Source organism: Pseudomonas sp. yb_5 (genome assembly GCF_043103865.1).
GTDB classification, from domain to species: Bacteria; Pseudomonadota; Gammaproteobacteria; order Pseudomonadales; family Pseudomonadaceae; genus Aquipseudomonas; species Aquipseudomonas putida_Y.
The window spans coordinates 1-22,750 of sequence record NZ_JBICKE010000040.1 but is presented as its reverse complement, the minus strand read 5'-3'; the positions used below and the strand labels follow the sequence as shown (position 1 = coordinate 22,750).

Annotated in this window: 28 protein-coding genes; 12 read left to right on the top strand and 16 right to left on the bottom strand. The window is 61.5% G+C overall.

The features are described 5' to 3' along the window. Positions 1 to 83: 83 nt before the first annotated feature. A complete protein-coding gene (locus ACF8GF_RS05295; protein ID WP_110159599.1) occupies positions 84 to 326 on the bottom strand; it encodes a hypothetical protein in 243 nt (80 codons plus the stop codon). A 486-nt stretch (positions 327 to 812) separates the two neighbouring features. Beyond that, positions 813 to 992, bottom strand: a complete 180-nt coding sequence (locus ACF8GF_RS05290; RefSeq protein WP_209969782.1) for a hypothetical protein — start codon at positions 990 to 992, stop codon at positions 813 to 815. A gap of 263 nt (positions 993 to 1,255) precedes the next feature. Between ACF8GF_RS05290 and ACF8GF_RS05285 the strand changes: the two genes are divergently transcribed. From ACF8GF_RS05285 to ACF8GF_RS05275, 3 genes are read left to right on the top strand one after another with little or no spacing between them, the layout of a single operon-like run. Beyond that, positions 1,256 to 1,669, top strand: a complete 414-nt coding sequence (locus tag ACF8GF_RS05285; protein WP_176684697.1) for a thiol-disulfide oxidoreductase DCC family protein — start codon at positions 1,256 to 1,258, stop codon at positions 1,667 to 1,669. Beyond that, positions 1,654 to 2,214 carry a GTP cyclohydrolase I FolE gene (gene folE / locus ACF8GF_RS05280; RefSeq protein ID WP_176684696.1) on the top strand — a complete coding sequence of 187 codons (561 nt, stop codon included), beginning with the start codon at positions 1,654 to 1,656 and terminating at the stop codon, positions 2,212 to 2,214. Before ACF8GF_RS05285 ends, folE begins: the two co-directional genes overlap by 16 nt. 35 nt (positions 2,215 to 2,249) lie before the next feature. Next, the gene (locus ACF8GF_RS05275; protein WP_392462251.1) at positions 2,250 to 2,708 is read left to right on the top strand and encodes a DUF3429 domain-containing protein; all 459 of its coding nucleotides are present in this window, start codon (positions 2,250 to 2,252) and stop codon (positions 2,706 to 2,708) included. Between the two features lie 118 nt (positions 2,709 to 2,826). Here the strand turns inward: ACF8GF_RS05275 and ACF8GF_RS05270 are convergent, their stop codons facing one another. Both ACF8GF_RS05270 and ACF8GF_RS05265 read right to left on the bottom strand, forming a co-directional pair. Beyond that, complete coding sequence (locus ACF8GF_RS05270; protein ID WP_256122374.1) at positions 2,827 to 3,141, bottom strand: hypothetical protein; 315 nt, start codon at positions 3,139 to 3,141, stop codon at positions 2,827 to 2,829. Between the two features lie 138 nt (positions 3,142 to 3,279). Beyond that, positions 3,280 to 3,555, bottom strand: a complete 276-nt coding sequence (locus ACF8GF_RS05265) for a Fic family protein (protein WP_392487586.1) — start codon at positions 3,553 to 3,555, stop codon at positions 3,280 to 3,282. Positions 3,556 to 3,601: 46 nt separating this feature from the next. Here ACF8GF_RS05265 and glsB point away from each other — a divergent pair, with 46 nt between their 5' ends. Both glsB and ACF8GF_RS05255 read left to right on the top strand, forming a co-directional pair. After that, the gene (glsB, locus tag ACF8GF_RS05260; RefSeq protein WP_103462615.1) at positions 3,602 to 4,510 is read left to right on the top strand and encodes a glutaminase B; all 909 of its coding nucleotides are present in this window, start codon (positions 3,602 to 3,604) and stop codon (positions 4,508 to 4,510) included. A 66-nt stretch (positions 4,511 to 4,576) separates the two neighbouring features. Then, complete coding sequence (locus ACF8GF_RS05255; protein ID WP_392462249.1) at positions 4,577 to 5,233, top strand: HD domain-containing protein; 657 nt, start codon at positions 4,577 to 4,579, stop codon at positions 5,231 to 5,233. A gap of 29 nt (positions 5,234 to 5,262) precedes the next feature. On the opposite strand, the gene ACF8GF_RS05250 is transcribed toward ACF8GF_RS05255, so the two are convergent. After that, the gene (locus ACF8GF_RS05250) at positions 5,263 to 6,426 is read right to left on the bottom strand and encodes an AAA family ATPase (RefSeq protein ID WP_392487585.1); all 1,164 of its coding nucleotides are present in this window, start codon (positions 6,424 to 6,426) and stop codon (positions 5,263 to 5,265) included. A 145-nt stretch (positions 6,427 to 6,571) separates the two neighbouring features. Here ACF8GF_RS05250 and ACF8GF_RS05245 point away from each other — a divergent pair, with 145 nt between their 5' ends. Continuing rightward, a complete protein-coding gene (locus ACF8GF_RS05245) occupies positions 6,572 to 7,045 on the top strand; it encodes an anti-virulence regulator CigR family protein (protein ID WP_176684692.1) in 474 nt (157 codons plus the stop codon). A gap of 80 nt (positions 7,046 to 7,125) precedes the next feature. Here ACF8GF_RS05245 and ACF8GF_RS05240 read toward each other — a convergent pair whose 3' ends face one another. The 3 genes from ACF8GF_RS05240 to ACF8GF_RS05230 form a co-directional block, all read right to left on the bottom strand. Continuing rightward, positions 7,126 to 7,890: a hypothetical protein gene (locus ACF8GF_RS05240; RefSeq protein WP_392487584.1), complete on the bottom strand. Its 765-nt coding sequence runs from the start codon at positions 7,888 to 7,890 to the stop codon at positions 7,126 to 7,128. 64 nt (positions 7,891 to 7,954) lie between these two features. Continuing rightward, complete coding sequence (locus ACF8GF_RS05235) at positions 7,955 to 9,232, bottom strand: bifunctional O-acetylhomoserine aminocarboxypropyltransferase/cysteine synthase (protein WP_004575388.1); 1,278 nt, start codon at positions 9,230 to 9,232, stop codon at positions 7,955 to 7,957. A gap of 89 nt (positions 9,233 to 9,321) precedes the next feature. Next, positions 9,322 to 10,293, bottom strand: a complete 972-nt coding sequence (locus ACF8GF_RS05230) for a GlxA family transcriptional regulator (protein WP_392487583.1) — start codon at positions 10,291 to 10,293, stop codon at positions 9,322 to 9,324. Positions 10,294 to 10,424: 131 nt separating this feature from the next. Here ACF8GF_RS05230 and ACF8GF_RS05225 point away from each other — a divergent pair, with 131 nt between their 5' ends. Beyond that, the gene (locus ACF8GF_RS05225) at positions 10,425 to 11,066 is read left to right on the top strand and encodes an HD domain-containing protein (RefSeq protein ID WP_392487582.1); all 642 of its coding nucleotides are present in this window, start codon (positions 10,425 to 10,427) and stop codon (positions 11,064 to 11,066) included. A 45-nt stretch (positions 11,067 to 11,111) separates the two neighbouring features. Here the strand turns inward: ACF8GF_RS05225 and ACF8GF_RS05220 are convergent, their stop codons facing one another. Continuing rightward, positions 11,112 to 12,107 carry a 5'-nucleotidase gene (locus ACF8GF_RS05220; protein ID WP_392487581.1) on the bottom strand — a complete coding sequence of 332 codons (996 nt, stop codon included), beginning with the start codon at positions 12,105 to 12,107 and terminating at the stop codon, positions 11,112 to 11,114. Positions 12,108 to 12,249: 142 nt separating this feature from the next. On the opposite strand from ACF8GF_RS05220, the gene ACF8GF_RS05215 reads away from it, so the two are divergent. Beyond that, entirely contained in the window at positions 12,250 to 12,735 is a 486-nt protein-coding gene (locus ACF8GF_RS05215; RefSeq protein ID WP_176684688.1) for a hypothetical protein, read from the top strand. A gap of 75 nt (positions 12,736 to 12,810) precedes the next feature. On the opposite strand, the gene ACF8GF_RS05210 is transcribed toward ACF8GF_RS05215, so the two are convergent. Then, positions 12,811 to 13,980, bottom strand: coding sequence for an MFS transporter (locus tag ACF8GF_RS05210; protein ID WP_392462240.1), 1,170 nt, complete (start codon positions 13,978 to 13,980; stop codon positions 12,811 to 12,813). Between the two features lie 14 nt (positions 13,981 to 13,994). Beyond that, positions 13,995 to 15,677 (bottom strand): amidohydrolase, encoded by a 1,683-nt coding sequence (locus ACF8GF_RS05205; RefSeq protein ID WP_176684686.1) that lies wholly within the window; start codon positions 15,675 to 15,677, stop codon positions 13,995 to 13,997. Positions 15,678 to 15,805: 128 nt separating this feature from the next. Between ACF8GF_RS05205 and ACF8GF_RS05200 the strand changes: the two genes are divergently transcribed. Then, positions 15,806 to 16,426 (top strand): TetR/AcrR family transcriptional regulator, encoded by a 621-nt coding sequence (locus ACF8GF_RS05200; protein ID WP_019438822.1) that lies wholly within the window; start codon positions 15,806 to 15,808, stop codon positions 16,424 to 16,426. Positions 16,427 to 16,478: 52 nt separating this feature from the next. Here ACF8GF_RS05200 and ACF8GF_RS05195 read toward each other — a convergent pair whose 3' ends face one another. Beyond that, a complete protein-coding gene (locus ACF8GF_RS05195; protein ID WP_392462237.1) occupies positions 16,479 to 17,378 on the bottom strand; it encodes a LysR family transcriptional regulator in 900 nt (299 codons plus the stop codon). A 94-nt stretch (positions 17,379 to 17,472) separates the two neighbouring features. On the opposite strand from ACF8GF_RS05195, the gene ACF8GF_RS05190 reads away from it, so the two are divergent. Continuing rightward, positions 17,473 to 18,648, top strand: coding sequence for an MFS transporter (locus ACF8GF_RS05190; RefSeq protein ID WP_392462235.1), 1,176 nt, complete (start codon positions 17,473 to 17,475; stop codon positions 18,646 to 18,648). A 51-nt stretch (positions 18,649 to 18,699) separates the two neighbouring features. On the opposite strand, the gene ACF8GF_RS05185 is transcribed toward ACF8GF_RS05190, so the two are convergent. Beyond that, positions 18,700 to 19,323 carry a glutathione S-transferase family protein gene (locus ACF8GF_RS05185; protein WP_176684683.1) on the bottom strand — a complete coding sequence of 208 codons (624 nt, stop codon included), beginning with the start codon at positions 19,321 to 19,323 and terminating at the stop codon, positions 18,700 to 18,702. A gap of 199 nt (positions 19,324 to 19,522) precedes the next feature. Between ACF8GF_RS05185 and ACF8GF_RS05180 the strand changes: the two genes are divergently transcribed. Both ACF8GF_RS05180 and ACF8GF_RS05175 read left to right on the top strand, forming a co-directional pair. Continuing rightward, positions 19,523 to 19,825 (top strand): DUF3077 domain-containing protein, encoded by a 303-nt coding sequence (locus ACF8GF_RS05180; RefSeq protein ID WP_392462233.1) that lies wholly within the window; start codon positions 19,523 to 19,525, stop codon positions 19,823 to 19,825. A 79-nt stretch (positions 19,826 to 19,904) separates the two neighbouring features. After that, on the top strand, positions 19,905 to 20,627 hold the full coding sequence (locus ACF8GF_RS05175) for a hypothetical protein (protein WP_209965283.1): 723 nt from the start codon (positions 19,905 to 19,907) through the stop codon (positions 20,625 to 20,627). Positions 20,628 to 20,702: 75 nt separating this feature from the next. Here ACF8GF_RS05175 and ACF8GF_RS05170 read toward each other — a convergent pair whose 3' ends face one another. The 3 genes from ACF8GF_RS05170 to ACF8GF_RS05160 all read right to left on the bottom strand — a co-directional run bounded on the left by ACF8GF_RS05170 (position 20,703) and on the right by ACF8GF_RS05160 (position 22,658). Then, the gene (locus tag ACF8GF_RS05170) at positions 20,703 to 21,254 is read right to left on the bottom strand and encodes a WYL domain-containing protein (RefSeq protein WP_176684680.1); all 552 of its coding nucleotides are present in this window, start codon (positions 21,252 to 21,254) and stop codon (positions 20,703 to 20,705) included. 359 nt (positions 21,255 to 21,613) lie between these two features. Continuing rightward, a complete protein-coding gene (locus ACF8GF_RS05165) occupies positions 21,614 to 22,246 on the bottom strand; it encodes a BRCT domain-containing protein (RefSeq protein WP_176684679.1) in 633 nt (210 codons plus the stop codon). Positions 22,247 to 22,262: 16 nt separating this feature from the next. After that, the gene (locus ACF8GF_RS05160) at positions 22,263 to 22,658 is read right to left on the bottom strand and encodes a hypothetical protein (protein WP_176684678.1); all 396 of its coding nucleotides are present in this window, start codon (positions 22,656 to 22,658) and stop codon (positions 22,263 to 22,265) included. Positions 22,659 to 22,750: the final 92 nt, after the last annotated feature.

Here is a 22,750-nt window from a genome sequence, read left to right as displayed (position 1 = left end):
GAGCACGGCAGTCTTCAAGGCTGAGGGAGTGCCTGGGAGGGGATCCGCGAAGAGGCCGGCCCAGGCAGTACATCAGCGAGACGTCAGTGCGTAGTGCGAGGTTCAGTGGGCATCTGCACCTGGGCTATTGCGGACTCGAGCAAAGCTCTCAAGGTCTCCAGTTCATGCATCGAGGTCATCATCAGAATCGACGCGGGTGACTTGGGCTGCAGCAGCATTGCCTGATGCACGACGGTCGCTGCGCATAACGCGTAGTCCGTAGCCTGAATCAGGGTGTCTTCCAGGGAAAGAACGTTGTGCGGTGGATCAGGTACTATTTTCAGCATAAACCCTCTCAGTGCCTTACAGGGCTGCCGCAGTACCGCTGTCAAACGGAAGGGTGGCAGCTGTTTGTGGGTTGACAGACCGGGGGCACTGAGAATCCCGGCGCACACGAAGGTGCCCCACGCACAGCTGCCATAACTGGCATTGCACATGCTCTCAGTGAACCACGGTCTGTCAAAACCGTGCCGCCAATGGGTAGCGACAGGCCGAGACTAGGGCTGACTATTTCCATGTGCAACGAAAATCAGGCGCGAGGAGTATCTTTGGGAAATGGCCTACAAGGAAGGGGTTATTTCTGATTTTTCGACCCGCTCCCGTTCCTCAAAAACCTAAACAGGAAACAGGCGGGCAAAAGAAAGCCCGCCGAGGCGGGCAAAGTACTATCACGTAGGGATAGCTTCATCCTGCCCAAGCCACTGTGAAAATTGGGTGAAAGAAAAGTCCCCATAACGTGATCACCCACTGACGTTAGCAATGCCTCGCGCCCTTTAAAGCTGGGCTTTCTGCCGCTGGTGGCGCTGAAAGCGGGTAACCGCGATCTGGACGATAGCTGCCACGAGGCACAGCAGGCCGACTTTCCAGCTGCCCTCCAGGCCGTAATGCTCGGCGATCTTCCCAGTGATGATGACGCTAACGAAGATAGCGAAAGGCAGAATCAGTTTGTTCATCAGGTCTTCCAGCAGGCTGCAAAGGGCTCGAGTGAATACGCAGTTCACCCAGCGGAATGCCGCGATCTTAGCAAATCCGATTCCGGCTTTGTGGTAAGGCCTGCATGTGCAGCCCCCGGGCGAGCAGTACTCGCGGCAGGCATTGTTTGTATCAAAATGCCGGTCCGCCTGGCTGCCGTCGCCGAAAGCTGTCACGCCCATTGCGAATTTCCGTGTTTCAGCTAACTTGTACAAAAAACCTGTACAAGAATGAGGCTTTGTACATGTATTGCCAGTGGCCCTTCACGCTGTACTTTGACGGCGCCTGCCCCTTGTGCGCTCGGGAGATCGCCTTCCTGCGCAGGAAATCGACCGGGGGAAAGCTCATCCTGGTTGACATCAGTGCTGATGATTTCGATGCAGGGGCGTTGGGCTTGGCAGTCGAGCAACTGAGGTCATGCCTGCATGGAAGGTTCGCGAGCGGGCACTGGGTTACAGGCTTGGACGCCACCTTGTGGAGTTGGCGTGCTGCGGATGTGGGCCTGTGGGTCGCGCCACTGGCCTGGCGTCCGCTACGTCCCCTGTTTTCGGTTCTTTACAGGCTGTTCTGTCGATTGAGGCCACACTTGGCCTGGCTACCACATCCCGATGGCGGGCACCGTTGTAGCGGTGAGGAGTCCAAATGTCACATTCGTTAGCCGAGCACTTTCATGAAATCCTCGTCGGCATTGGTGAGAACCCGCAGCGCGAAGGGCTTCTGGACACACCCCGGCGTGCGGCAAAAGCGATGCAGTACTTGTGCAACGGGTATGCCCAGGATCTTCACGAGGTCGTAAACGGTGCTCTGTTCGAGAGTGAAAACGATGAAATGATTGTGGTGCGTGACATTGAGCTCTACTCATTGTGCGAACACCACATGCTGCCGTTCATTGGCAAGGCTCATGTCGCGTACCTGCCAACAGGGCGTGTGTTAGGGCTTTCCAAGGTTGCACGCGTGGTGGATATGTTCGCCCGTCGTTTACAGATACAGGAAAACCTCACGCGGCAAATTGCGTATGCCGTGCAGGAAGTCACGGATGCCGCAGGGGTAGCGGTCGTGATCGAAGCCAAGCATATGTGCATGATGATGCGCGGTATAGAGAAGCAGAACTCGGTGATGATTTCATCCGTGATGTTAGGTGCATTTCGCGACGCACCCTCGACGCGACACGAATTCCTGAACCTCATTGGACGACACAATTGACACCCGGTCCTGAACCGTCGCGAAGGGGCGCCCAGATGAATACCGATGCTACTGCGATATCTCCAAGCCGCTTCGCTGTCCTGGGTTACGGCGGTCTGCTGCCGTTTATTGGTTTGACGCTGCTCATCCTTTTTTGGGCTGAGTATCGAGCGTTTTTCTCGATGATGCTGGTTGGCTATGGCGCGGTGATATTGAGCTTCGTCGGTGCCCTGCACTGGGGGTTTGCCATGACGTTGCAGGGTTTGCCCGCGAAGCAGCGTCAAGAGCGACTGGTGTGGAGCGTTATACCGGCCCTGATCGGTTGGGTTGGCACGTTGCTGCCTGTGCCATTGGGATGTCTGGTGTTGACCTTTGGTTTTATCGGCCATCTTTGGCAGGATCGCAAACTGGCGCAAGCGATGCCTGGGTGGTATCTGCCGATGCGCGTGCATCTCACAGCTGTCGCGAGCCTCTGTTTGCTGCTCAGTGCGCTCGCCGTATTCATTGTTTTTTGAAACCCCAATCCACGCTTCGATCCGTTCTACCCTGCCAGGGTGAGCGCTACGGATAACCCAGTCGCGGGGCTGCGCGGCTTGCTTTTCGTTCCATGAATAGACGCTCTCCCACTCAACACTATGCATCCGTCTGTGTCTCTGCTCCCTGATGCGCTTGAGCGGCTGAGCGCTGGGCGGCAAGCACTTGTTGCGCGGTCAGCTCGATGTAGTCGAACACCGCCTCGGGGACCCTGTACAGGTACTGCTTACGCCGATTGTTTGACACGCTCCCGCCATTGCTCAGGCACATCATGACCAAGTTTGCGAGGTCGCTGCCGCGAACATCGAATCGCTCATCAACGGCCCTGTAGACGGCGTCATAGTTTTCCAGAAAGGCCGTCTCATCGCGCAGCTCGACCTCCAGCGCAGGTGAATACAACGCACTGCGTGGCATCCCAGAATCGGCAGATCGCGTCAGCTCCGATGAACTCAAATGTAAACTGCTCGTGATCGATCCATTGCACTTGCCAGTATTCTCGCACGGGCCCGGAATATCCCTGAAGTGTCTCCAGATACAGGCGTTCTTCGCGTTTCATGGCAACCGAAACAGGAAGCAACAGGCCGTTTTCAAGCGCCCGTTCCCATCCATGAACGGGTGGAGGAACACGAACCCGAATGAAATGATGCTTGCCGCCATCACGGCCGACAGATTGCCTTGTGGATTATCATCGGTGCGGCGCGTGGCCGGCCCTCGCAGCTTTTTACAGCTGCCTTCAAGGCCATAACGCACGGCGATCTTCCTGGCGATGATGACGCTGACGGTGATTTGTTTCTGAATGTGTGATCTCTCCCGCTCAATTTTCGTCAAGAAGACTGCCCCTCGCCGTCGTCTGGGGATTGATACAGGGCCTTCCATGCAAACGCTGTTGAACGAGATTCTTGACGAAGTACGTCCCTTGATCGGCAAGGGCAAAGTCGCTGACTACATTCCCGCGCTGGCTGACGTGCCGGCGAACCAACTGGGTATCGCTGTCTATGGCAACGATGGCAGTTACCACTGCGCAGGCGATGCGCAGGTGCCATTCTCGGTGCAGAGCATTTCCAAGGTGTTCAGCCTGGTTCAGGCCATTGGCCATTCGGGTGAAGCCATTTGGGAGCGGTTGGGGCATGAGCCTTCGGGGCAGCCGTTCAACTCATTGGTGCAGCTGGAGTTCGAGCGTGGGCGGCCGCGTAACCCGTTCATCAATGCCGGGGCATTGGTGATCTGCGATATCAATCAGTCGCGCTTCGCGGCCCCCACGTTGTCGATGCGCGATTTTGTCCGACGGCTTTCAGGCAACCCTCACATCTCGATCAATACCCGGGTCGCTGATTCGGAATATCAGTTCCGCGCGCGCAACGCTGCCATGGCGTACCTGATGCAGTCATTTGGCAATTTCCATAACGAGGTCGAGACGGTGCTGCGCAGTTACTTCAGTTACTGCGCACTGCAAATGAACTGCCTGGACCTGGCGCGGGCCTTCTGCTTCCTGGCCAATGATGGGTTCTGCAAGCACAGCGGTGAGCAGATCCTGACACGGCGCCAGACCCAACAAGTGAACTCGATCATGGCCACCAGCGGGCTGTATGACGAGGCGGGGAATTTCGCCTTCAGGGTGGGTTTGCCTGGCAAGAGTGGCGTGGGTGGCGGTATCGTGGCGATCGTGCCGGGTCAATTCACCGTATGCGTGTGGTCGCCAGAGCTGAATGCGGCGGGCAACTCCCTGGCCGGGATGGCGGCGCTTGAGCTGCTGAGTTCACGAATCGGATGGTCGGTGTTCTGATCTGCGAACTCAGGGGGCATCAGGCGTCGCCCTGGCGAGGCACACCGGAAATGGAACCTATCGAAGATGACCCGCGAAGCGTTTGCCCCTTATCAGTCTCTTGCCACTGACTTGCTGAAGTATCTGCCGTCCGACCAGAGTGATGGCTCCCACGACTTGGCCCATATTCATCGCGTGTGGGTCAATGCGCAGCGGATCCAGCGGGTAGAGGGTGGCGACCTTGAAATCTTGCTTGCGGCGACGGTGCTGCACGACTGTGTGGCAGTGGAAAAGCATTCGCCGTTACGTGGGCAGGCCTCGACGTTGTCGGCGAACAAGGCTGCATCAGCCCTTGCAGAGATGGGCTGGCCGAGTGGGCGTGTTGAGCAGGTAGTGCATGCGATCAAAACCCACAGTTACTCGGCGGGGTTCGAACCGCTGACACGTGAGGCCTGCATCCTTCAGGACAGTGACCGGCTTGACGCCATAGGCGCGGTGGGTATTGCCCGGTGTTTTTACGTCTCCGGGCGAATGGGGTCGGCGCTCTATGACTTCGAGAATCCTGCCGCGCAGCAGAGGGCGTACCAGGACGGGGCGTATGCCATCGAGCACTTCCAGACCAAACTGCTCAAGCTTGCCTCGGGCTTTAAAACCCAAGAAGGGGCTCGCCTTGCTGCCGAGCGTCATACCCGGCTTGAAACCTTTCTTACCCAGTTCATGGACGAAATTACCGGGGCAGGTTAGTCATGCCGGGCTCGTACCGTCACTTGAATTCAGTCAGCCCAGCGCCACAGCGGCTCATCCAGCAACCCAACCCCCCGCAGATGGGTTTGCCCTTGTATTTTTTCCAGCTCTAGCACATTGCACCCGTCACAGGCTGCCAGCGCGTTGATTAATGGCGCACTGTGCGATACCACCCAAACCTGGCTACGGCGTGATGCACGAATGATCAGCCGCGCCAAGGCCGGGAGCAGGTCCGCGTGCAGACTGGTTTCCGGTTCGTTCAAGACCATCAGCGATGGCGGCCGTGGTGTGAGCAGGGCGGCCATCAGCAGAAGATAGCGCAGGGTGCCATCCGACAATTCAGCACCCTCGAGCGGGCGCAAAAGCCCGTGCTGGTGCAGCCTTACACTGAACAGCCCGCCAGGTGGCGCATTGATCTCCAGACGGCTGCCGGGAAACGCGTCATTCAGCGCCTCCACCAGATCCTCCACATCGCCAATTTCGATAATGGTCTGCAACGCCGAGGCCAGGTTGCGCCCGTCGTGATGCAGCACCGGCGAGCGAGTGCCCAGTTGGGGTTGACGGCAAGGCGCATCACGGTCAATCCGGAAGTGATCATAAAACCGCCAGCTATTGATGAATGCGCGCAGGTCACCGATTTCCGGTGCCTGGCGGGGCCGGCCGACGATGTTGAAGAAGCTCTCGCCGCTGTCAGCATGCTGATCGAGCACCGCCCAGCTGTTGCCCTCGCGGGCCCGCACCAGGGCGTTCTTGCGCTCGACCAGCAAGGAAGAGGGCCGATAGGCGCCAGCGCCCCAGATGGCCTCGCACTTTATTTCGGGGTCGAGCATGAACGCGGTCGGATACGGCAGGGGAATTGGCAGGCCGAGGGTGATGGCAAACCCGAAGTCCTCGGTGGCAAAGCCCAGGCGCAGGCGCCTGGCTTCGCTCGGATGCTGGCCTTGGATGGGCACTTCGCCGCGCCGCATTCGTGCGCTGGTTTCCGGGCCGGCCCACCAGGTCGAATCCAGCCCGCCTTCACGGGCGAGGGCTTCGACCACACCGCCCTGTGCGGTTTCGGCCAGCAGGCGCAGTGCCTTGTACAGGTTGGATTTGCCGCTGCCATTGGCGCCGGTCACCAGGTTGAGTTGGCCCAGCGGCAGCACCAGGTGGTTGATCGAGCGGTAGTTGCCGATGGCGAGGGTAGTGAGCATGCAGTGCTTCCCAGCGTGGACCAGGCGACCGATTGTGGCCGAAGCGTGCCTGCCTTGTCAGCCTCTCTGCTGAGGCTGTTGCAAGTGAAGCAGGCGTGCGCACCGTCTATAGTGTGAGGCAACCTCTCGCGCAAAGGATGCTCACATGGCCAGATCAACAATCATGACAGCCGTTGTCACCTCATTGGCGGTGGCCTTGGCCTCTGGCCCGGCGCTCGCCGACCCGGGTAACGGCAAAGGCCAGGGCCAAGGTCAGGGGCACGGCAAGGGCCAGGCTCAGCATGCCCAGGGCCAGGGCAATCCGGGCGGCCACAAGCAGAGCGCCGGCGGCAATAACTGGCACGGCGGCCCGTCCATCGACCGTGGCGATGTACTGGGCATCCTCGGTGGCCACCGCAACTACTGGAGTCCGGGCCCGGCATTGCCTCCCGGCATTCAGAAGAACCTGGCCCGCGGCAAGCCTCTGCCGCCCGGTATCGCCAAGAAACTGGATGGCCGTCTGTTGGGGCAGTTGCCTCACTATGACGGGTATGAATGGATGCAGGCAGGCGCAGACCTGATACTGGTCGCCGTGGCGACCGGTATCATCTATGAGGTGTTGAACGGGGCGTTCGACTAAGGCCCGGGTGCGAGCAGTCCGCCCGGTCCCTGCAGGCGCTGGCGTGCCTGCGATGGGCTGCGCAGCAGCCCAATGGTCTATCAACGCCGTCGCAACACGGCGGCCAGTCCAATGGTCAGCACCACAGCGCACAGCATGGCCAGCCCGATGGTCACGCCAACGCCCCACGTTTCCAGCAGCCCCGCCAAGACCAGATAGAACGCAATCACCCCCACTGCGCCGATCGCATTGCCCCGCACCATCGCCGCCATCCCGGCTCGCCCGCCCTGCACATGGGCGAACACCACCAGTGGCCACGCAATCACCGGAATCGGCGCCAGCATCCCGCTGGTCGCCGGGCCCAGCCAACTGGCCAGGCTGGTGGTGATCATCAGCAGGGAAGTGGCAGATACCATGCGCAACGGGATTTCCCAGTGCCGGTGCCGGGGGCGGGCCAAGGTATCAGGTTTGGGCTCGCGGCCGCTGGCGCGGATCAGCACGCCGATCAGCACCAACGCCACTGCAATCGACAGGTACAGGCTGCCCCAGTGGGTAAAGGCATAGGCCGCCAGGCCATAGAACAGCAACGCCAGCAGTACGGCCACGGCGATGCCGAGTGTGCGCGTGGCCAGCAGGTAGATGGTGTAGGTGGCCTGCACCGCCGCCAGGCCGCCCAGTGCGCCGGGCAGTGCGCCCAGGGCGAAGGCCGTGCCCTGTTCCAGGCACAGGAAGGTCATCACCAGCGCCGAGGTGATCGGCAGGCCGGACAGCAAACCGCCTAGCAGGCCGCCCCAGCGCCGGGAGGCGAGGGAGATGGCCCACATCAGCAGGGGGGTGATGGTGAGTTTCAGGTAAAACAGGGTCATTGCGGGTGCATCCAGGCTTGATGAAGGTGCGCCCGCCTTCGACATTGGGTCGGGCGCGGGTGAATCAGCCGCGGCTGGCCTCCAAGGCCTGGGCCAGGTCGGCGATGATGTCGTCACTGTGTTCGATGCCGATTGACAGGCGCACCATGTCCCGTGGCACGCCGGCCTTCTCCAGTTCCTCGTCGTTGAGCTGACGATGGGTAGTGGAAGCGGGATGGCAGGCCAGTGACTTGGCGTCGCCGATGTTCACCAGGCGTACCACCAGCTGCAACGCGTCGATGAAGCGCGCGCCAGCCGCCTGGCCACCCTTGATACCGAACGACAGGATCGACGCCGGCTTGCCGCCGGTGTAGCGCTGGGCCAGTTCATGTTCGGGGTGGTCGGGCAGCCCGGCGAACTTCACCCAGGCCACTTGCTCGTGGGCTTGCAGGTAATGGGCGACCTTTAGCGCGTTCTCGGTATGGCGCTCCATGCGCAGGGCCAGGGTTTCCAGGCCTTGCAGGATCAGGAAGGCGTTGAACGGCGACAGCGCGGCGCCGGTGTTGCGCAAGGGCACCACACGGCAGCGGCCGATGAAGGCGGCAGGCCCGAAAGCTTCGGTGTAGGTGACGCCGTGGTAGGACGGGTCGGGGGTGTTGAGCAGGGCGAAGCGTTCCTTGTTCTCGGCCCAGGGGAATTTGCCGGAGTCGATGACGATGCCGCCGATGCTGGTGCCGTGGCCGCCGATGTACTTGGTCAGCGAGTGCACGACGATGTCGGCGCCGTGCTCGAACGGCCGGCACAGCACCGGGGTGGCCACGGTGTTGTCGACGATCAGCGGCACCCCGTGGCGGTGGGCGGCCTCGGCCAGCGCGGCGATATCGACGATATTGCCGGCGGGGTTGCCGATGGACTCGCAGAATACCGCTTTGGTACGCGCGTCGATCAGCGCTTCGAGGGCGGCGATATCGTCATGGGCCGCGAAGCGGGTGTGGATACCCATGCGTGGCAGGGTGTGCGCCAGCAGGTTGTAGGTGCCACCGTACAGCTTGGCCACCGAGACGATATTGTCGCCGGCTTCGGCGACGGTCTGGATGGCGTAGGTGATAGCCGCCATGCCCGAGGCTACGGCCAGCGCGCCAACCCCGCCTTCCAGGGCGGCCATGCGCTGCTCGAGCACGTCGTTGGTGGGGTTCATGATGCGTGAGTAGATGTTGCCGGCAACCTTCAGGTCAAACAGGTCGGCGCCGTGCTGGGTGTCATCGAAGGCGAAGGAGGTGGTCTGGTAGATCGGTACGGCCACCGCCTTGGTGGTCGGGTCGGGGCTGAAGCCCGCATGGATGGCAAGCGTTTCCAGCTTCATGCAATCGTTCCTTGAGCGTGGGTGGAAGCGCTCGAGCATGCGGCGGCGAGCAGGCGTGGGTCAAGGGTGTCGCTCTGGCGCGACAGCACTCACCTTGGCCGCCCAAACCGCTTGCGATACTCAGCCGGCGTCACCCCCACATGCTTCACAAACGTTCGCCGCAACGTGTCGGCATTGGCAAACCCACACAGCGCGGCCACTTGCTTTGGCGCCTCCCGCCCAGTTTCCAGTCGCGCCCGTGCGGCACTCACACGTGCCAACTCCACCCAGGCTGCCGGTGTCATGCCTACATCGTGTTGAAATACCCGTGCAAAATGCCTGGGGCTGAGCCCAACCCTTGCAGCCAGGGCGGCAATCCCATGGTCCAGTGCCGGGTTGGCGGCCACGTACCGCTGCAATTCTTGTAGCGCCGAGCGTCCGACAGGTGACGTGCCGCCTTGGCGGCTGAACTGCAGTTGCCCGCCAGGCCGTTTGAAGTACATCACCAGCTGTCCCGCTACCTGTTTGGCAACGTTACCCCCAAGGTCCTCTTCCACAAGGGACAGGGCCAGATCCAGGCCAGCCGTCACCCCGGCGGCAGTACGCAGTTTGCCGTCGTGCACCTGAATGGCATCGGCGTCCACTTGCACCCGGGGATAACGCTCGGCCAGCGTTTGCACCACGGACCAGTGGGTGGTCGCGCGGCGATCATCCAGCAACCCTGCAGCTGCCAGGGCAAATGCCCCGGTGCACACCGAACCGTAGCGGCGGCAAGTATCAGCGCGCAGGCGCAGCCAATCAAGAATGCCCGGGCGCAGGTACTGGTCAGCGGCATGTGGCGTGCCGGCAACCAGCAAGGTGTCGATGGCTCCCAGCGCTTCCCCGATCCAGCCGTCAGCGACCAACCGAGTGCCGGAAGAGCTGACCAGCGGCCCTGGCTCGCAAGCCAGCAGCAGCAGGCGATAGGCGACACGACCGGCTTGGCGGTTAGCCTCGGCGAAAACATCGAGCGGGCCGCTGGCATCCAGCAGTTGTACGCCGGGCATGGCCAGAATGGCGACGGTCATGGGAGGAGGGGGCATGATGGCTCCAGGCAGTTTACAGCAAGTCCGTTATTCATCGACAATGGCAGTATATGGCGTTACAAGTCAATTGAGGACATTGGCGCGCAGCTTCAAACTGACCGCGTCATCAACCCACCCAAGGAGCGACCATGTCCTCATCCATCGCCGGTATCCAGGTGCCTGACAGCGCCATGGCCCGGGAAATCACAGAACTTGTGCGCGACACGGCTTCACCACTGCTCTTCCACCATTCCAGCCGGGTTTTCTATTTTGCTGCCCTTGCCGGGCAGCGGTTAGGGCTGCGTTATGACAGCGAACTGCTTTACGCGGGTTGTATGTTCCATGACATGGGGTTGACCCATGAGCACAGTAGCGAATGCTGCCGCTTCGAGGTTGATGGCGCCAACGCAGCGCGTGATTTCCTACAGTGTCGTGGCGTGGACGAGCGCGATGTCGAACGCGTGTGGACAGCGATCGCGCTGCATACCACGCCGGGAATTCCAGAGCACATGCACCCCCTGATAGCCCTGGTAACGGCGGGGGTAGAGACCGATGTGCTGGGGCTGCATCACGAGGGGCTGGGTAATGCCGCACGGGATGCGGTGGTGCAAGCTCACCCGCGTGGGAGGGATTTCAAGGAGGCCATCATCCAGGCGTTTTACGAGGGGATCCGGCATAAGCCGCAGACCACCTTTGGTAATGTGAAGGCGGATGTCATCGCGGACAAAGAGCCGGCCTTTCGGCCGGGGAATTTCTGCAGCATCATTCGTCAGTCTTGTTGGGCAAGCTGAACAGCGAGCCCGCAGACTGCAGCACCCGCTCGCCGGCGAGGCGCTTTATGGCGTGCATGGTAATGCGCAGGTTGGCAGTTGTTCCTGCTCCAGGTCTGGTGCCTGAGGCGAGCGCACTCTGTTCGCCACCCCAAACGGTACATGCACCATCGGCAGGTTCCCCGCTGGCGATTGCAAGTGCGTGCGCTGGTCGTCGAAAAATACATGCGGTTTCAAGATCGACAACACCCTGGGCTTATCCATACCGCCTAGAAAAAAGCACTCATCCGGCGAAACGCCCCAGTCCTTCAAGGTCGTCACTACCCGCTCATGCGAGGGCGCGTTGCGCGCCGTGACGATGGCAATACGCAGGATCCGCTGGTACGTCGGGTCTTCGGCCAGCTTGTGGTCCTCCAGCATGCGTATCCGCGAGAGCTTGCGGTAAAGGTCTGCCAAGGGCCCCGGCGAATGCGGGGTGCCCTTGTGCATGCGCTCGTGTTCCTGAAAGTCGTCCAGGTTGTCGTTGCGCTTGTACACACTCTCTGCCTCGTCGTCGGCAATCACGCCATCGAAGTCGAAGGCCACCCGCAGCTCGGTGTCGATTTCATCATCGTAGATGCGCGTAGGCAGCACACGCCCGGCAGGGTAGTTGGCGTCGATGGCCTTTTGCACATCTTCCTCGTTGGCACTGAGGAACAGCGAAGCATTGAACGCGGGGATGTACTCGTAGGGCGAGCGGCCTGACATGAATGCCGCACGGGTGATGTCCAACTGATAGTGGCTGATGGAGCGGAATACCCGCAGGCCGGTTTCCGGCGAGTTGCGGGAGAGCAGCACCACTTCCACCGGCAACTGGTCGGGGAACGCCTTGTTGATGCTCAGGAAGCGGCGAATGAACGGCAGCGCCACCCCCCTGGGAAACGGCTCGTCCAGGTTCTGTTCCTGGTGTTGGCGGTACGCCTCGACACCTTGTGTCTGGTAGATGTCATCGGAGACGGAGAGGTCGAACAGCGCACTCGAGGCAACGCCGATGACCAGTTTTTCTTCAATGGGGTAGGGCATGAAGCGGCTCCTGCGAGTGGCTTGAAGGCAAGTGTACGCGCACGCTCTGACGAAAGCCGTCAATTGCACGACTCATCAGTGGATTAGATGATGTCATTTTGATAGCTTCCCGCCCCTTACCGCAGTATCCGGATAGTGATTGATGAACCAGCTACATGAACACGGCACCCTGGCTCCGCTTGCCGAGGCGAATGGGAACAGGATGCACGAGCCCCACCTTGAGGCGGACGCTTCGACCCTGCGGGCCACCGAACACGAAGCACTGCAGGCCAGTATCGAGGCGCTGAACAAAAAGCTGGTGGCAAGCACCCTGGCCCGTGTGCAGAAGGAAGGGGCGATCCACAAGAGCCTTGAGCAGTACCAGCAGCAACTGGCCGCCAGCAACCAGGCTCGGGAGGGGCTGTCCATCACGGTGACCACGGCGCTGAAGAAGCTCGTACTGGCAACCAGCGCCCAGGCAGACCGCATGGACAGTGTGGAGGCACGGTTGACCGGCCTGGCCAAGCACCAATGTGGATGCGCGTCGCAGTCAGCGCCCGGTTGGCCAGCGTATCTGGAACGTCATGCCGTGTCGTTGGTCGCCTTGGCCGTGGCGGTCTTTACGCTGGGGCTGCACCTGCTGCGATAGTGCGACCTGAAGGTGACGCCGAGCCGGCATGAATAGCTAAAGGTCAAGATGTAGTCGTTGCGCGTATCTATCGGCTCATGCGCTCCTTCGACCATGCTCGCGAACTGCCCGCCGATGAACCACGCCGGCCACGCACTTCAGCACATACCCCAACACCACCGCCGCCCCTGCACTGGCAAAGATCATTTCCCGCCCGGCACTCTGTTGCTGCAAGGCCACTAACGCCGGCGCTGCCGCCGCGGCCCCCAGTTGCAGCGCACTGACCCAGGGCGTCAACGTGCCGCGTGGATCATTGGTGGCAATTGCCCCCATGTAGTAGGTTAGCGCCAGCACCCAGCCGAAGTTCATCAGAAACAGAGCCATGCACAGCTGATCGGCATCATGCGTATAGCGCGCCAGCAGGGTGATTGACACCAGTACTACCAGCGAGCCCAGGCCGATCATCGGGCCACGGCTCACCCGTGCGCCCAGCAGGCTGGGCAGGGCGCCGCCAGGCAAGCCACCCAGTATTCCCAGCCCGAACGCCCAGCCCACATCCACTGCGTCGATGCCACGTTCGCGCGCCAACTGTTCGACAAACCCCCACAACGAATAGATGGCCAGCTGCAGGAACAGCATCCCCAGCAGGGCGTAGTGCCCGATAATCGCCGAGCCGCCGCTTGGTTGTGCCAGGCGCACTGGCGTTGCATGCTGCAGCCGTACCGGAATGAACAACGCAGCCACAGCGATCAGCACGAACCAGAAACCCAGTGATGCAATCGCCGTGCGGTGACCGAACTGCTCTGCCAGTTGTGGCAGGCACGTCGCGTACAGGGCAAAGACAGCGGTTTGAATCAGCAGCGACAGGCCGTACGAGCGATCCTGGCCCGGCAGCCGGCCGAGCCCGCTGATCGACCCGGCATACAGCAGACCCGCAGCGATACCACAGGCAAAACGGCACAGAATCAACGTCGTCAAAGTGTCCAGCGCAGCGCTGAGGACGTTCAACATCAGCGCTGCAAAGGCTGCCGCCAGGTACAGCCCACGGCCACCCGGGTGACGCCTGGGTATCGACAGCAGCAGGCAACCGAGCAGTGTTCCGCTCATTTCACTGGAAAGTACCCAGCCCTGTTGGCTCAGGTCCAGATGCAACCGCTCGGCCAGCAGGCCGATGAAGATGGGTTGTACGCCAATGATGATCAGCGCCGTGGCGGCGATGTAGATCAGCGCAGCACGCAGAAGCAGGGTGTTGTTATTGTTGTGCATGGTCGGGTCCGGGGTCAGGCGCGGGGCAGGGTACCTGCATCGTGGGTGATACGGCCGTTCATCACGGTCAGCGCTACTTCGGTATTGCCGATCTGGTAGCGGTCCAGTTCGAACAGGTCCTGCTCCAGCACGATGATGTCGGCACGCTTGCCAACGGTGATCGAGCCGATTTCCCGTTCCAGGCCCAGTTGGTAGGCACCGTTGAGCGTATAGGCGGCGATCAGTTGCGGGATACTCAGGCGCTCGTCGGCATCGGGCATTACAGGGGCGTCGGGTTCGCCACTGAGCTGGCGGGTGTGGCCCGATTCGATGTGTTCCACCGGCTTGTGCTGGCATCGGCATTGGCAGACCAGGCCGTCCATGCCGATGGACACGGTCACACCCTGGTCGATGAAGCTGCGGAATTTGTACATCGACGCCCAGCGTGGGTAGCCATAGGCCTGCTGGATGGCCTCGGCGTAGGCGTCGACCACGCCCCACTGCAACTGGGTGTTGGCCATGACGCCGATGCGGCGAAAGCGCGGGATGTCGTCGGGGTGGGTGAGGAAGGCGTGAGTGATGACGTGGCGACGGTCGCGGGGCGGGTTGCTGGAGAACGTGCGCTCGAACACGTCCAGCGCCATGCGCACGGCGGCATCGCCCACTGCATGCACCATCACGTCGATACCGAGGGCGTCGGCCTTGCGCACATGGCCCTCGAACACTTCCTCGGGCATCGTCGTCGAACCGCAGCTGTGTGGCTTGTCGCAATAGGGCTCGAGCAGGAATGCGGTGTGGTTCAGCTCGGTCCCGTCCAGCATCAGCTTGAGGGTCTGCGCCTTGACCAGCGGCGAGTCGTAGCGTTCGCGCAGGGCTTGCAGCCGAGTGACCGGGTCGTCTTCGGTGCCCATGTTGATGTAGCTGCCGACCACCCGCAGTTTCAGGCGCTCTTCACGCTCCAGTTGCTGCAGGGTTTCATACAGCAGCGACTGGTCGCCGGCGGGGTCGAGGAAACCGGCATCGAATACTGTGGTAATCCCGGCCGCCACCAGTTTCTCTTGCCAGAAGGGGATCGAGCGCAGGTACAGGTCGATGCCCGTCGGCAGGTAGCCGGCTTCGCTCAGGCGTTGCATCAGTAGCGAATAGGCGGCGCAGTCAATGATCACGCCTGTGGGCTCGCCGGTGATCGGGTCCTTTTCGAACCAGCTGGCGCCTTCTTCTACCGCCGGGGTGTTGCGGTCGATGCCGGCAGCGTTCAGGGCGAAGCTGTTGACCCACATGGTGTGATAGTCGGTGGACAGCAGGCACACGGGCTTGTCCGGACAGATGGCATCCAGTACTTCGCGGCGCAACATGTGCCCAGGCATCAACGGCTGGATCCAGCCCATGCCGGTAATGGCTTTTTCAGAGGGGTTGGCCTCGACGTAGGCCTTGAGCAGGGCCAGCACCTGTTGTGGGTCTGTGTGGTTGACCAGCGCCTGAAAGGCAAAGGCGGTAGAGGAAAAGTGCCAGTGAGACTCGACGAAGCCCGGCAGCACCAGTTTGCCGCCGGCATCCAGCAGCCGCGTGGCAGGGCCGGCGTACGCCATGACGCTGCCGCGGTCGCCCACGCAAACGATGCGTTCGCCGCAGATGGCCACCGCCTCGGCCCAGGGCCTGTGCGGGTCGACCGTGTAGATGCGGGCATTGTGGACAATGAGGTCTGCGGCGGTGGACATGGCAACTCCCGGGTCAGAATAGAGCATTAGTTTTGAGTTGATTAAAACCTTTAGTCAATAAAATATTTTTGCGGCTCAGCTTTGCGTTATGCTGGGCGCCGACGTGTACGGATCGAAAAGGTGTAAACGTGAGCGGATTGCGCGAGCAGCAGAAGGCGATGCGTCGTGAAACCATCAGCCGAACGGCGCTAGGCCTGTTTGAAACACAGGGTTACCAGACCACCACCATGGAGCAGATCGCGCGCCTGGCCGCAGTGTCGGTGCCCACGGTGTTTGCCTACTTCGGCAGCAAGCAGGAGATTTTGCTGGAGAAGCTCCGCGAGGCCGACCACCGGGCGGTGACCGAAGCCCGGCGGCGCCTGCCGGAATTCGACGATGCGCTGGAGGCCCTGTGCTGTTACGAAGCGCACTTGACCGATTACGCATTCGAGGTGCTGCCTGCACCGCTCTGGCGCGAGATATTGCCGCCGTTGCTGCCGTTGCTGGGGGCTGAGCAGCAGGGCGTGCCGGATGCCTACAGGCGGGTCAACGACGCGTTGGTCAACGAGTTGAAGTGCCTGCTACAGGACTTGTGCGACAGCGGCAGGCTGGCGGCTGGGCTGGACGTGGGCTATGCGGCGTTCCTGATCAACGACTACGGGCACCTTCAGTTGCTGCGCCTTTGCAGCCGCGAGCCGCTGGACATGGCGGCACACCGGGCGGATGTGCGGCGGTTCATGGGCTTTATCCTGGCCGGCATGCAAGCGTGATGAGACTGATCAGGGCGCGCGTGGGCGGCCCTGTCGCGACACGAGGCCGGCCCTACAGGCCGCCAGATAGCTGCTCCACCAGAAAATCCACAAACACCCGCACCCGCGCCGGCATCGCCGGGCCGCCGACGAACACCGCATGAATCGGTTCCCGATCACCAGGGTTGTAAGCCTCCAGCAACGGCACCAGTTGCCCGTTGGCCAGGTCATCGGCCACGGTAAAGGTGCCGATACGCGTCACACCGGCGCCCAGCCTGGCCAACTGCGCCAGCGCCTCGCCACTGCTGCATTCGATATTCCCTTTAACCTTCAGTGAGAACGTATGCCCGTCGCGGTGAAACGGCCAGTCGGGCATCGCGCGGCGGAAGTTGAAGCGCAGGCAGTTGTGCCGGGCCAGGTCTTCAGGTGCAAGCGGGGTACCGTAGCGTTGCAGGTATTCAGGCGAGGCCACCACTACCTGGCCGGTCTCGCCAATGGCGCGGGCGCTCAACGAGCTGTCCGGCAGGTGACCGAAGCGCAGCGCCACGTCGGCCTGGCCGCTGAGAATGTCGGCCACCTCGTCACTGAGGGTCAGGTCAACCAGCACTTGCGGGTAGCGTGCGCTGAAGGCCGCCAGCAGCGGCACTACGGTCAACCGGGCATGGCCCAGCGCAGCGCTGACCCGCAAGCGCCCGCGTGGTACGCCTTGGTCAGTGATGGCTTCTTCCACTTCGAGCATGTCCGCCAGCACCCGCCGTGCGCCGCGCAGGTAGGCCTCTCCCTCGGGGGTGAGGGTGAGCGCCCGGGTCGTGCGCAGTAGCAGGCGGGTACCCAGGCGCTGTTCGGTGCGGGCGAGAATGCGGCTGACCGCCGAGGGAGTCAGGCCCAGCGCCCGGGCGGCAGCAGACAGGCTGCCCTCTTGCGCCACCTTGGCAAAAACCTCCATCTCTCCGGATCTGCCACTGAAGTCCATTTGTGCCTCTCAAGCAAAGGTGGTTCGCAAAAATGCAGTCTAGTGCGCGTTTGAAACGGATCGTAGCATTTGCGGCATAGACAAGGAGCTTGCCATGCGTATCAATCCACCGCTTGTCGCACTCGCCATCGGTGCCTTCGGCATCGGCGTTACAGAGTTCGCCCCCATGGGGATGTTGCCCAGTATCGCTACCGACCTTGGCGTTTCCATTCCTGCTGCCGGGCTGCTGGTCAGCGCCTATGCCATCGGCGTGCTGATCGGCGCGCCGCTGATGACCCTGGCCACGGTGAAGATCCCGCGCCGTTACCTGTTGATCGGGCTGATGGCCATTTTCACCTTGGGCAACCTGATGTCGGCCCTGGCCAGCGACTACGCCAGCCTGCTGGTGGCCCGCGTGGTCACTTCACTCAACCACGGCGCCTTCTTCGGCATCGGCTCGATCGTCGCGGCCAGTGTGGTGCCGCCGGCGAAGCGCGCCGGGGCCGTGGCTGCAATGTTCATGGGTTTGACCCTGGCCACCATCGGCGGAGTGCCGTTGGCGACCTGGTTGGGTGAAATGCTGGGTTGGCGCACGGCGTTCTGGGGTATTGCCGGGCTTGGCCTGGTGGCGATGACCACACTCTGGTACGCACTGCCCAATGTTGCGTCGCCCAAGGGCGAGGGTGCCATGGCCGAGATCCGTGTGCTGGGCCGCAGGCCGGTTCTGGCGGCATTGTTGCTGACCGTGGTGGGTTCCAGCGCCATGTTCACGGTGTTCACCTACATTGCGCCGATCCTGCAGCATGAAGCGGCGGCGTCCACCCCTTTCGTGACGGCCATGCTGGTGCTGTTCGGTGTCGGCCTGACCTTGGGCAACGTGTGGGGCGGCAAGGCGGCGGACCGCTCGATCGATCGCACCCTGATCCTGTCACTGGCTGGGCTGATTGCCGTGCTGCTGGTGTTTCCGCTGGTACTGGACTGGCCGCTGCCGACCGCCCTGGCGATCCTGGTCTGGGGGGCGGCCAGCTTTGCCCTGGTGCCGCCGCTGCAAATGCGGGTAATGGAAGCGGCCAAGGATGCGCCCAACCTGGCCTCGGCAGTCAACATCGGCGCGTTCAATCTGGGCAATGCGATCGGTGCGGCGCTGGGCGGCGCGGTGATCAACGCGGGGCTGGGCTACCCGGCGATTTCCCTGGCGGGGGCTGCGATGGCGGCGCTGGGGCTGGGGCTGGTGCTGCTGTTTGCCTGGCGGGGGCGAGGGGGGGTAGCTGCGCGGCAGGTTGCGCTGTAACAGGCCGGGACCTTGGGGCGCTTTGCGCCCCTCGATACCCCCTTGCGGGTATTACGGGGTACCGTTTCGGCCATGCAAGTGATAGGCAGGGCGCTCGCTCAGGCGCTCGTAATAATCGCGCACAGCGGGCAGGTGCGGGTGCTCGAACGGCGTTTCGAACCAGCGGTTGACCGACAGGCCGATAGGGATGTCGGCCAGGGTGAACTGGCTGCCGGCCACATAGGCACCGGTGCTGGCCAGTTGGCGGTCGAGGATGTGCATGTAACGCGACCACTCGGCACAACCGGCAGCAAGGGCCTGCGGGTCCTGGTGAGCGGGCGAATGCCTGACCAGCGACATGAACGCATAGCTCCATGAGCGGTTCAGGTCCGAGGCCTGCCAGTCTATCCACTGGTCGATCCTGGCCCGCGCCTGGGCTTCGCCGGGATAGAACGCGGTGGCGCCGTAGCGGTTGGCCAGGTAGCGGATGATGCTGTTGGATTCCCACAAGGTGAAGTCACCGTCCTGGATCACCGGGATCATGGCGTTGGGGTTCAACGCGAGAAACTCGGCGCTGTCAGTGGCCTTGAAGCCGGAGCCCCAGTCTTCGCGCTCGAACGCGATCTCGAATTCGGCGCAGGCCCACATGACTTTTCGCACATTGATGGAAGAGGCTCTTCCCAGTATTCGCAGCATGGTGTTCGTCCTTGTGTGGGGGAGGTTGATCGTCCGCCACTGCCGGGGGGCTGGTCAAGGGGGCTGAGCAGCGGCACGGCGCTCCCTGTGCAGGGTTCTTGTAGTCCATTTCCTAAAGTGACCCTTTCCACGCCTTTGTCGTTGAAATGGGGCTGGCAGCGGCCTAGCCTCGGCACGCGCCTAACCTTGAGGAATGGACATGGACAGCGAAACGCTGAAAAACAGCAGCAAGCCCACTGTCGTGCGTGCAGCGAGCCGCTTTGGCAATAGCGATGCCGAACTGGTGCAAATGAAACCGCAACTGCCAATACGCACCGCACTGATGGAGGCATCGGGCATCATGGGCTGTATCACCGAAATCACCCGCAAGGCCATCGACAGGCCAGACGACCGCCAGGTGATGATGAAGGCCACGTACTACCTGGCAGGGATGGCCAAGTCACTGATCGACGGCCAGTTGCTGCAGATGCGTCAGTCGCGCGAAGGCGAGGGCGAAGCCTAGCCAGGCTTGCTTGGGGGGCGCGAACTTGGCACCCTTGGGCGGTTTTTATCGTCTGTAACACGACAGAAGGAAGCATGCATTGAGCTGGGACAAGGTGGGGAAGCTTCTCGTCGCCGTGCTGATCGGCCTGATGGTCCTGTTGGCCGCCTACGCGTTGCTCAGGGGCAATCCACGCCTTGAGGCGTCACTGACCTATGCCTACCTCACTTACCCCAGCCAGTTCAGCGAGCGAATCAGCAAGGCCAGCGAGCAGCTGAAGTACGAGCAGTTGCAGGGGCAAATCAACGGTATCGCTCAAGGCCAGCTGAGCCATGATCAGGTCGAGCGGCTCATCGAAATGGCACAGGCACCTTATGCTCATTTGTTCGCCAAGCCTTTCGAGGCCGGGCTGGTCGACCACCGTACCGGCCTGCTGATCGAACTGCACAACAGTGGTGATGCACAGGTCCGGCAGGTGAAAATCCGCCTGCCAGCCAAGGGCCTGGTGCAGGTGCGCGATGCTGCCGGCAACGACACGCTGCTGGAAACCGCTATCGCCCAGGTTGATATCCCGGCCATCGAGCCAGGTGGCACCTGCAAGGTGTGGGTGTATTTCGATGCCGACTACTCGCAGATCCGCCATGGCGGGGTCAGTATCAGCCACGCCGACGGTGAAGCCCATGTGCAGGTGTACCGCGAGGTCATCGGTTTCCCGGCCATGGTAGCCCGTTACAGCCGTGAGCTGATGATACTGCTTGGCATTCTGGCAGCCAGCGTACTGGGCTTGGCCTATGCCTGCCTGGCACGTCGTGACCCGCGGTAAAACGACCTGAGCCATTCCGGCGTCGCGCTTTGGCGATGCCGTGGCGTTTCCCGGAACCTACTGACGCCGTTTGCGCTATTCCTTACAGCTCTCTCCATCATGCAGCGCCAGGCTCTGGCGCAATTGTTCTATCATGGCCCCGCGCAGCGCCTGCGGGGCCTGGATGCGGATCGACCCCGCCTGGGACAGCAGCCAGCCCATCAGCGCGCGGTTGTCGTTGACGGTGGCCACCAGCGCGGCGCCGCCGCTAGCCTGCGGCGTCAGTTGCATATCGTCGGACAGGGGTGACTGTTCCAGGCGGCGAGCCAGTGCGTCATCGACCCAGGCACACAATACAACGTGTGTCGGGGGCGCAAGTGCGTCGGGTTGCAGCTGCTGCGCTTCGCCCAGGCTCAAGCCCGGTTGCCAGTACCAGCCATAAGGCATGCCTTTACTGTTGCACTGTAGCGGGAACAGTGCGGCGAGCTCGACCAGGTCGCGCTCGACGGTGCGTTTGCTGGTGGTATGGCCCACGGTTGTCAGGGCAGCCTGCAACTGGGTGGAGCTCATTCCCGGGTGGCGGCCGGGCAGTAACTTGAGCAGTTGCCACTGGCGGGCGATAGTATGGCGGGTCGGGTGGCTGGGCAAAGGGCTCGTCCTTGAGAGCAGGCACGAAGCCTGCTTGGATAGTGGCGTTTAGCTATTGCCAGCATACCTTTTCCCGGAATGGGATCCAAGTTCTCGGGCGTGCTCTTGGCTCGAGGCGTGTCACTCTCTTGCCACAACTACCAATCCCACAAGGGCCCGCTCCCACATGGCACGCGGACCGCTTGCGCGCTGAGTTTTCTGCGCGACTGCGCAGTCAAAGGGGCTGGGCGATGTCCCACAAAGGCCTCGTCTATCGCGTCGAAGACGAGCGTATCGTTGTAGTGATGGTATCGGTTGGCAAGTGCGAGCTTAGCGAGGTCTATCGATCTGCTCAGAAGCGGTGAACGCCATCATGGTCATCAACCAAACGCCGCGCGCTGCCAATGCGCCTCGCTTACGATCGCAATGTTCGCACCTGCTTCCCTGATTTCCACTGCTTTCTTGATCTTCGTGCCATAACTGCTGTGCAGCCACTGCTCGTTGCCAATACTGCCAATGACCAGATAGTGGATCTTCTTGCTCACCCCTGCGGCGATTGAACCCCCACGTTCGACTACCAGTGCTTCGCATGCTTTGCGAGGCCCGTAAGCCATTGTGCCGGTAAACAGGAACATGCGGCCTGCCCACTCCAGTTTGGGTTCGGGGCTATTGAGTGGCAGTGACGTGGGTGAAGAGAATGGGTTGTCGCTGCAGCGCGGCTTGCCGGTGAGCTGCTGCAATAGCTCAAGCAGCTCAGCCGACTCAGCAGCATCCAGCATATTGTCCTTGAGCATGTCGCTCAGGCGCCGGTACAACAAATTGATGACCGGATCCTCAAGATGAACGAGTTGCTGCTCCATCCATCCTTTGAGGAACTCGGCTTCTTGTTGATTGACCTGATTGTCGGCAGTCAGGCCCGCAGCGATTCCAATCAACCCATCAACCGAGCGCTGCGTGATCCGCGCTTCGTGAAAAAAGCGGCTGTTCTGAAATTCCTGGTGAAGATCGACCATTCCCTGTCCCTCGTTTCTATTCCGTCAGGATTAAAGCGTTGGCGTATTTTTCCTGGTCCGCTGTGAAGGTGGTCAGCATGCCGGTGTGATTGCAGGTCAAGGTGAGCTCTGTTCGTGTATCGATGAACAGATCTTCGCCGCGAAGGCCCTGCCATTGCGCCAGATACTTGAGCGAACCGTACTTCATCGGTTTTTTCAAGGCGCGATCATGTCCACCTTTCCAACCTAGCACCGGGAGTGCGCCGTCGACACAGTGGCGAGCAAGTTCTGGCTGAGTCAGGGCCCGCTCCCGGCCAATCTCCCAGCACCGGATCAAGCCCTCGTCGGGCCCTTTCCATGCTTCTTCCCAGGTGATCAAGGGTCGGATGGGCTGATGAATAGGGCGTCGAATGACCCCGGTAGTTCGATCCATGACTGAGATTGTCCGTAATGTTCAGTTGGATTGGATGCTACTAATTGGCCATCATTGTGTCCAGTTCTTCGCCTCTTTGATGTCCTCATGGG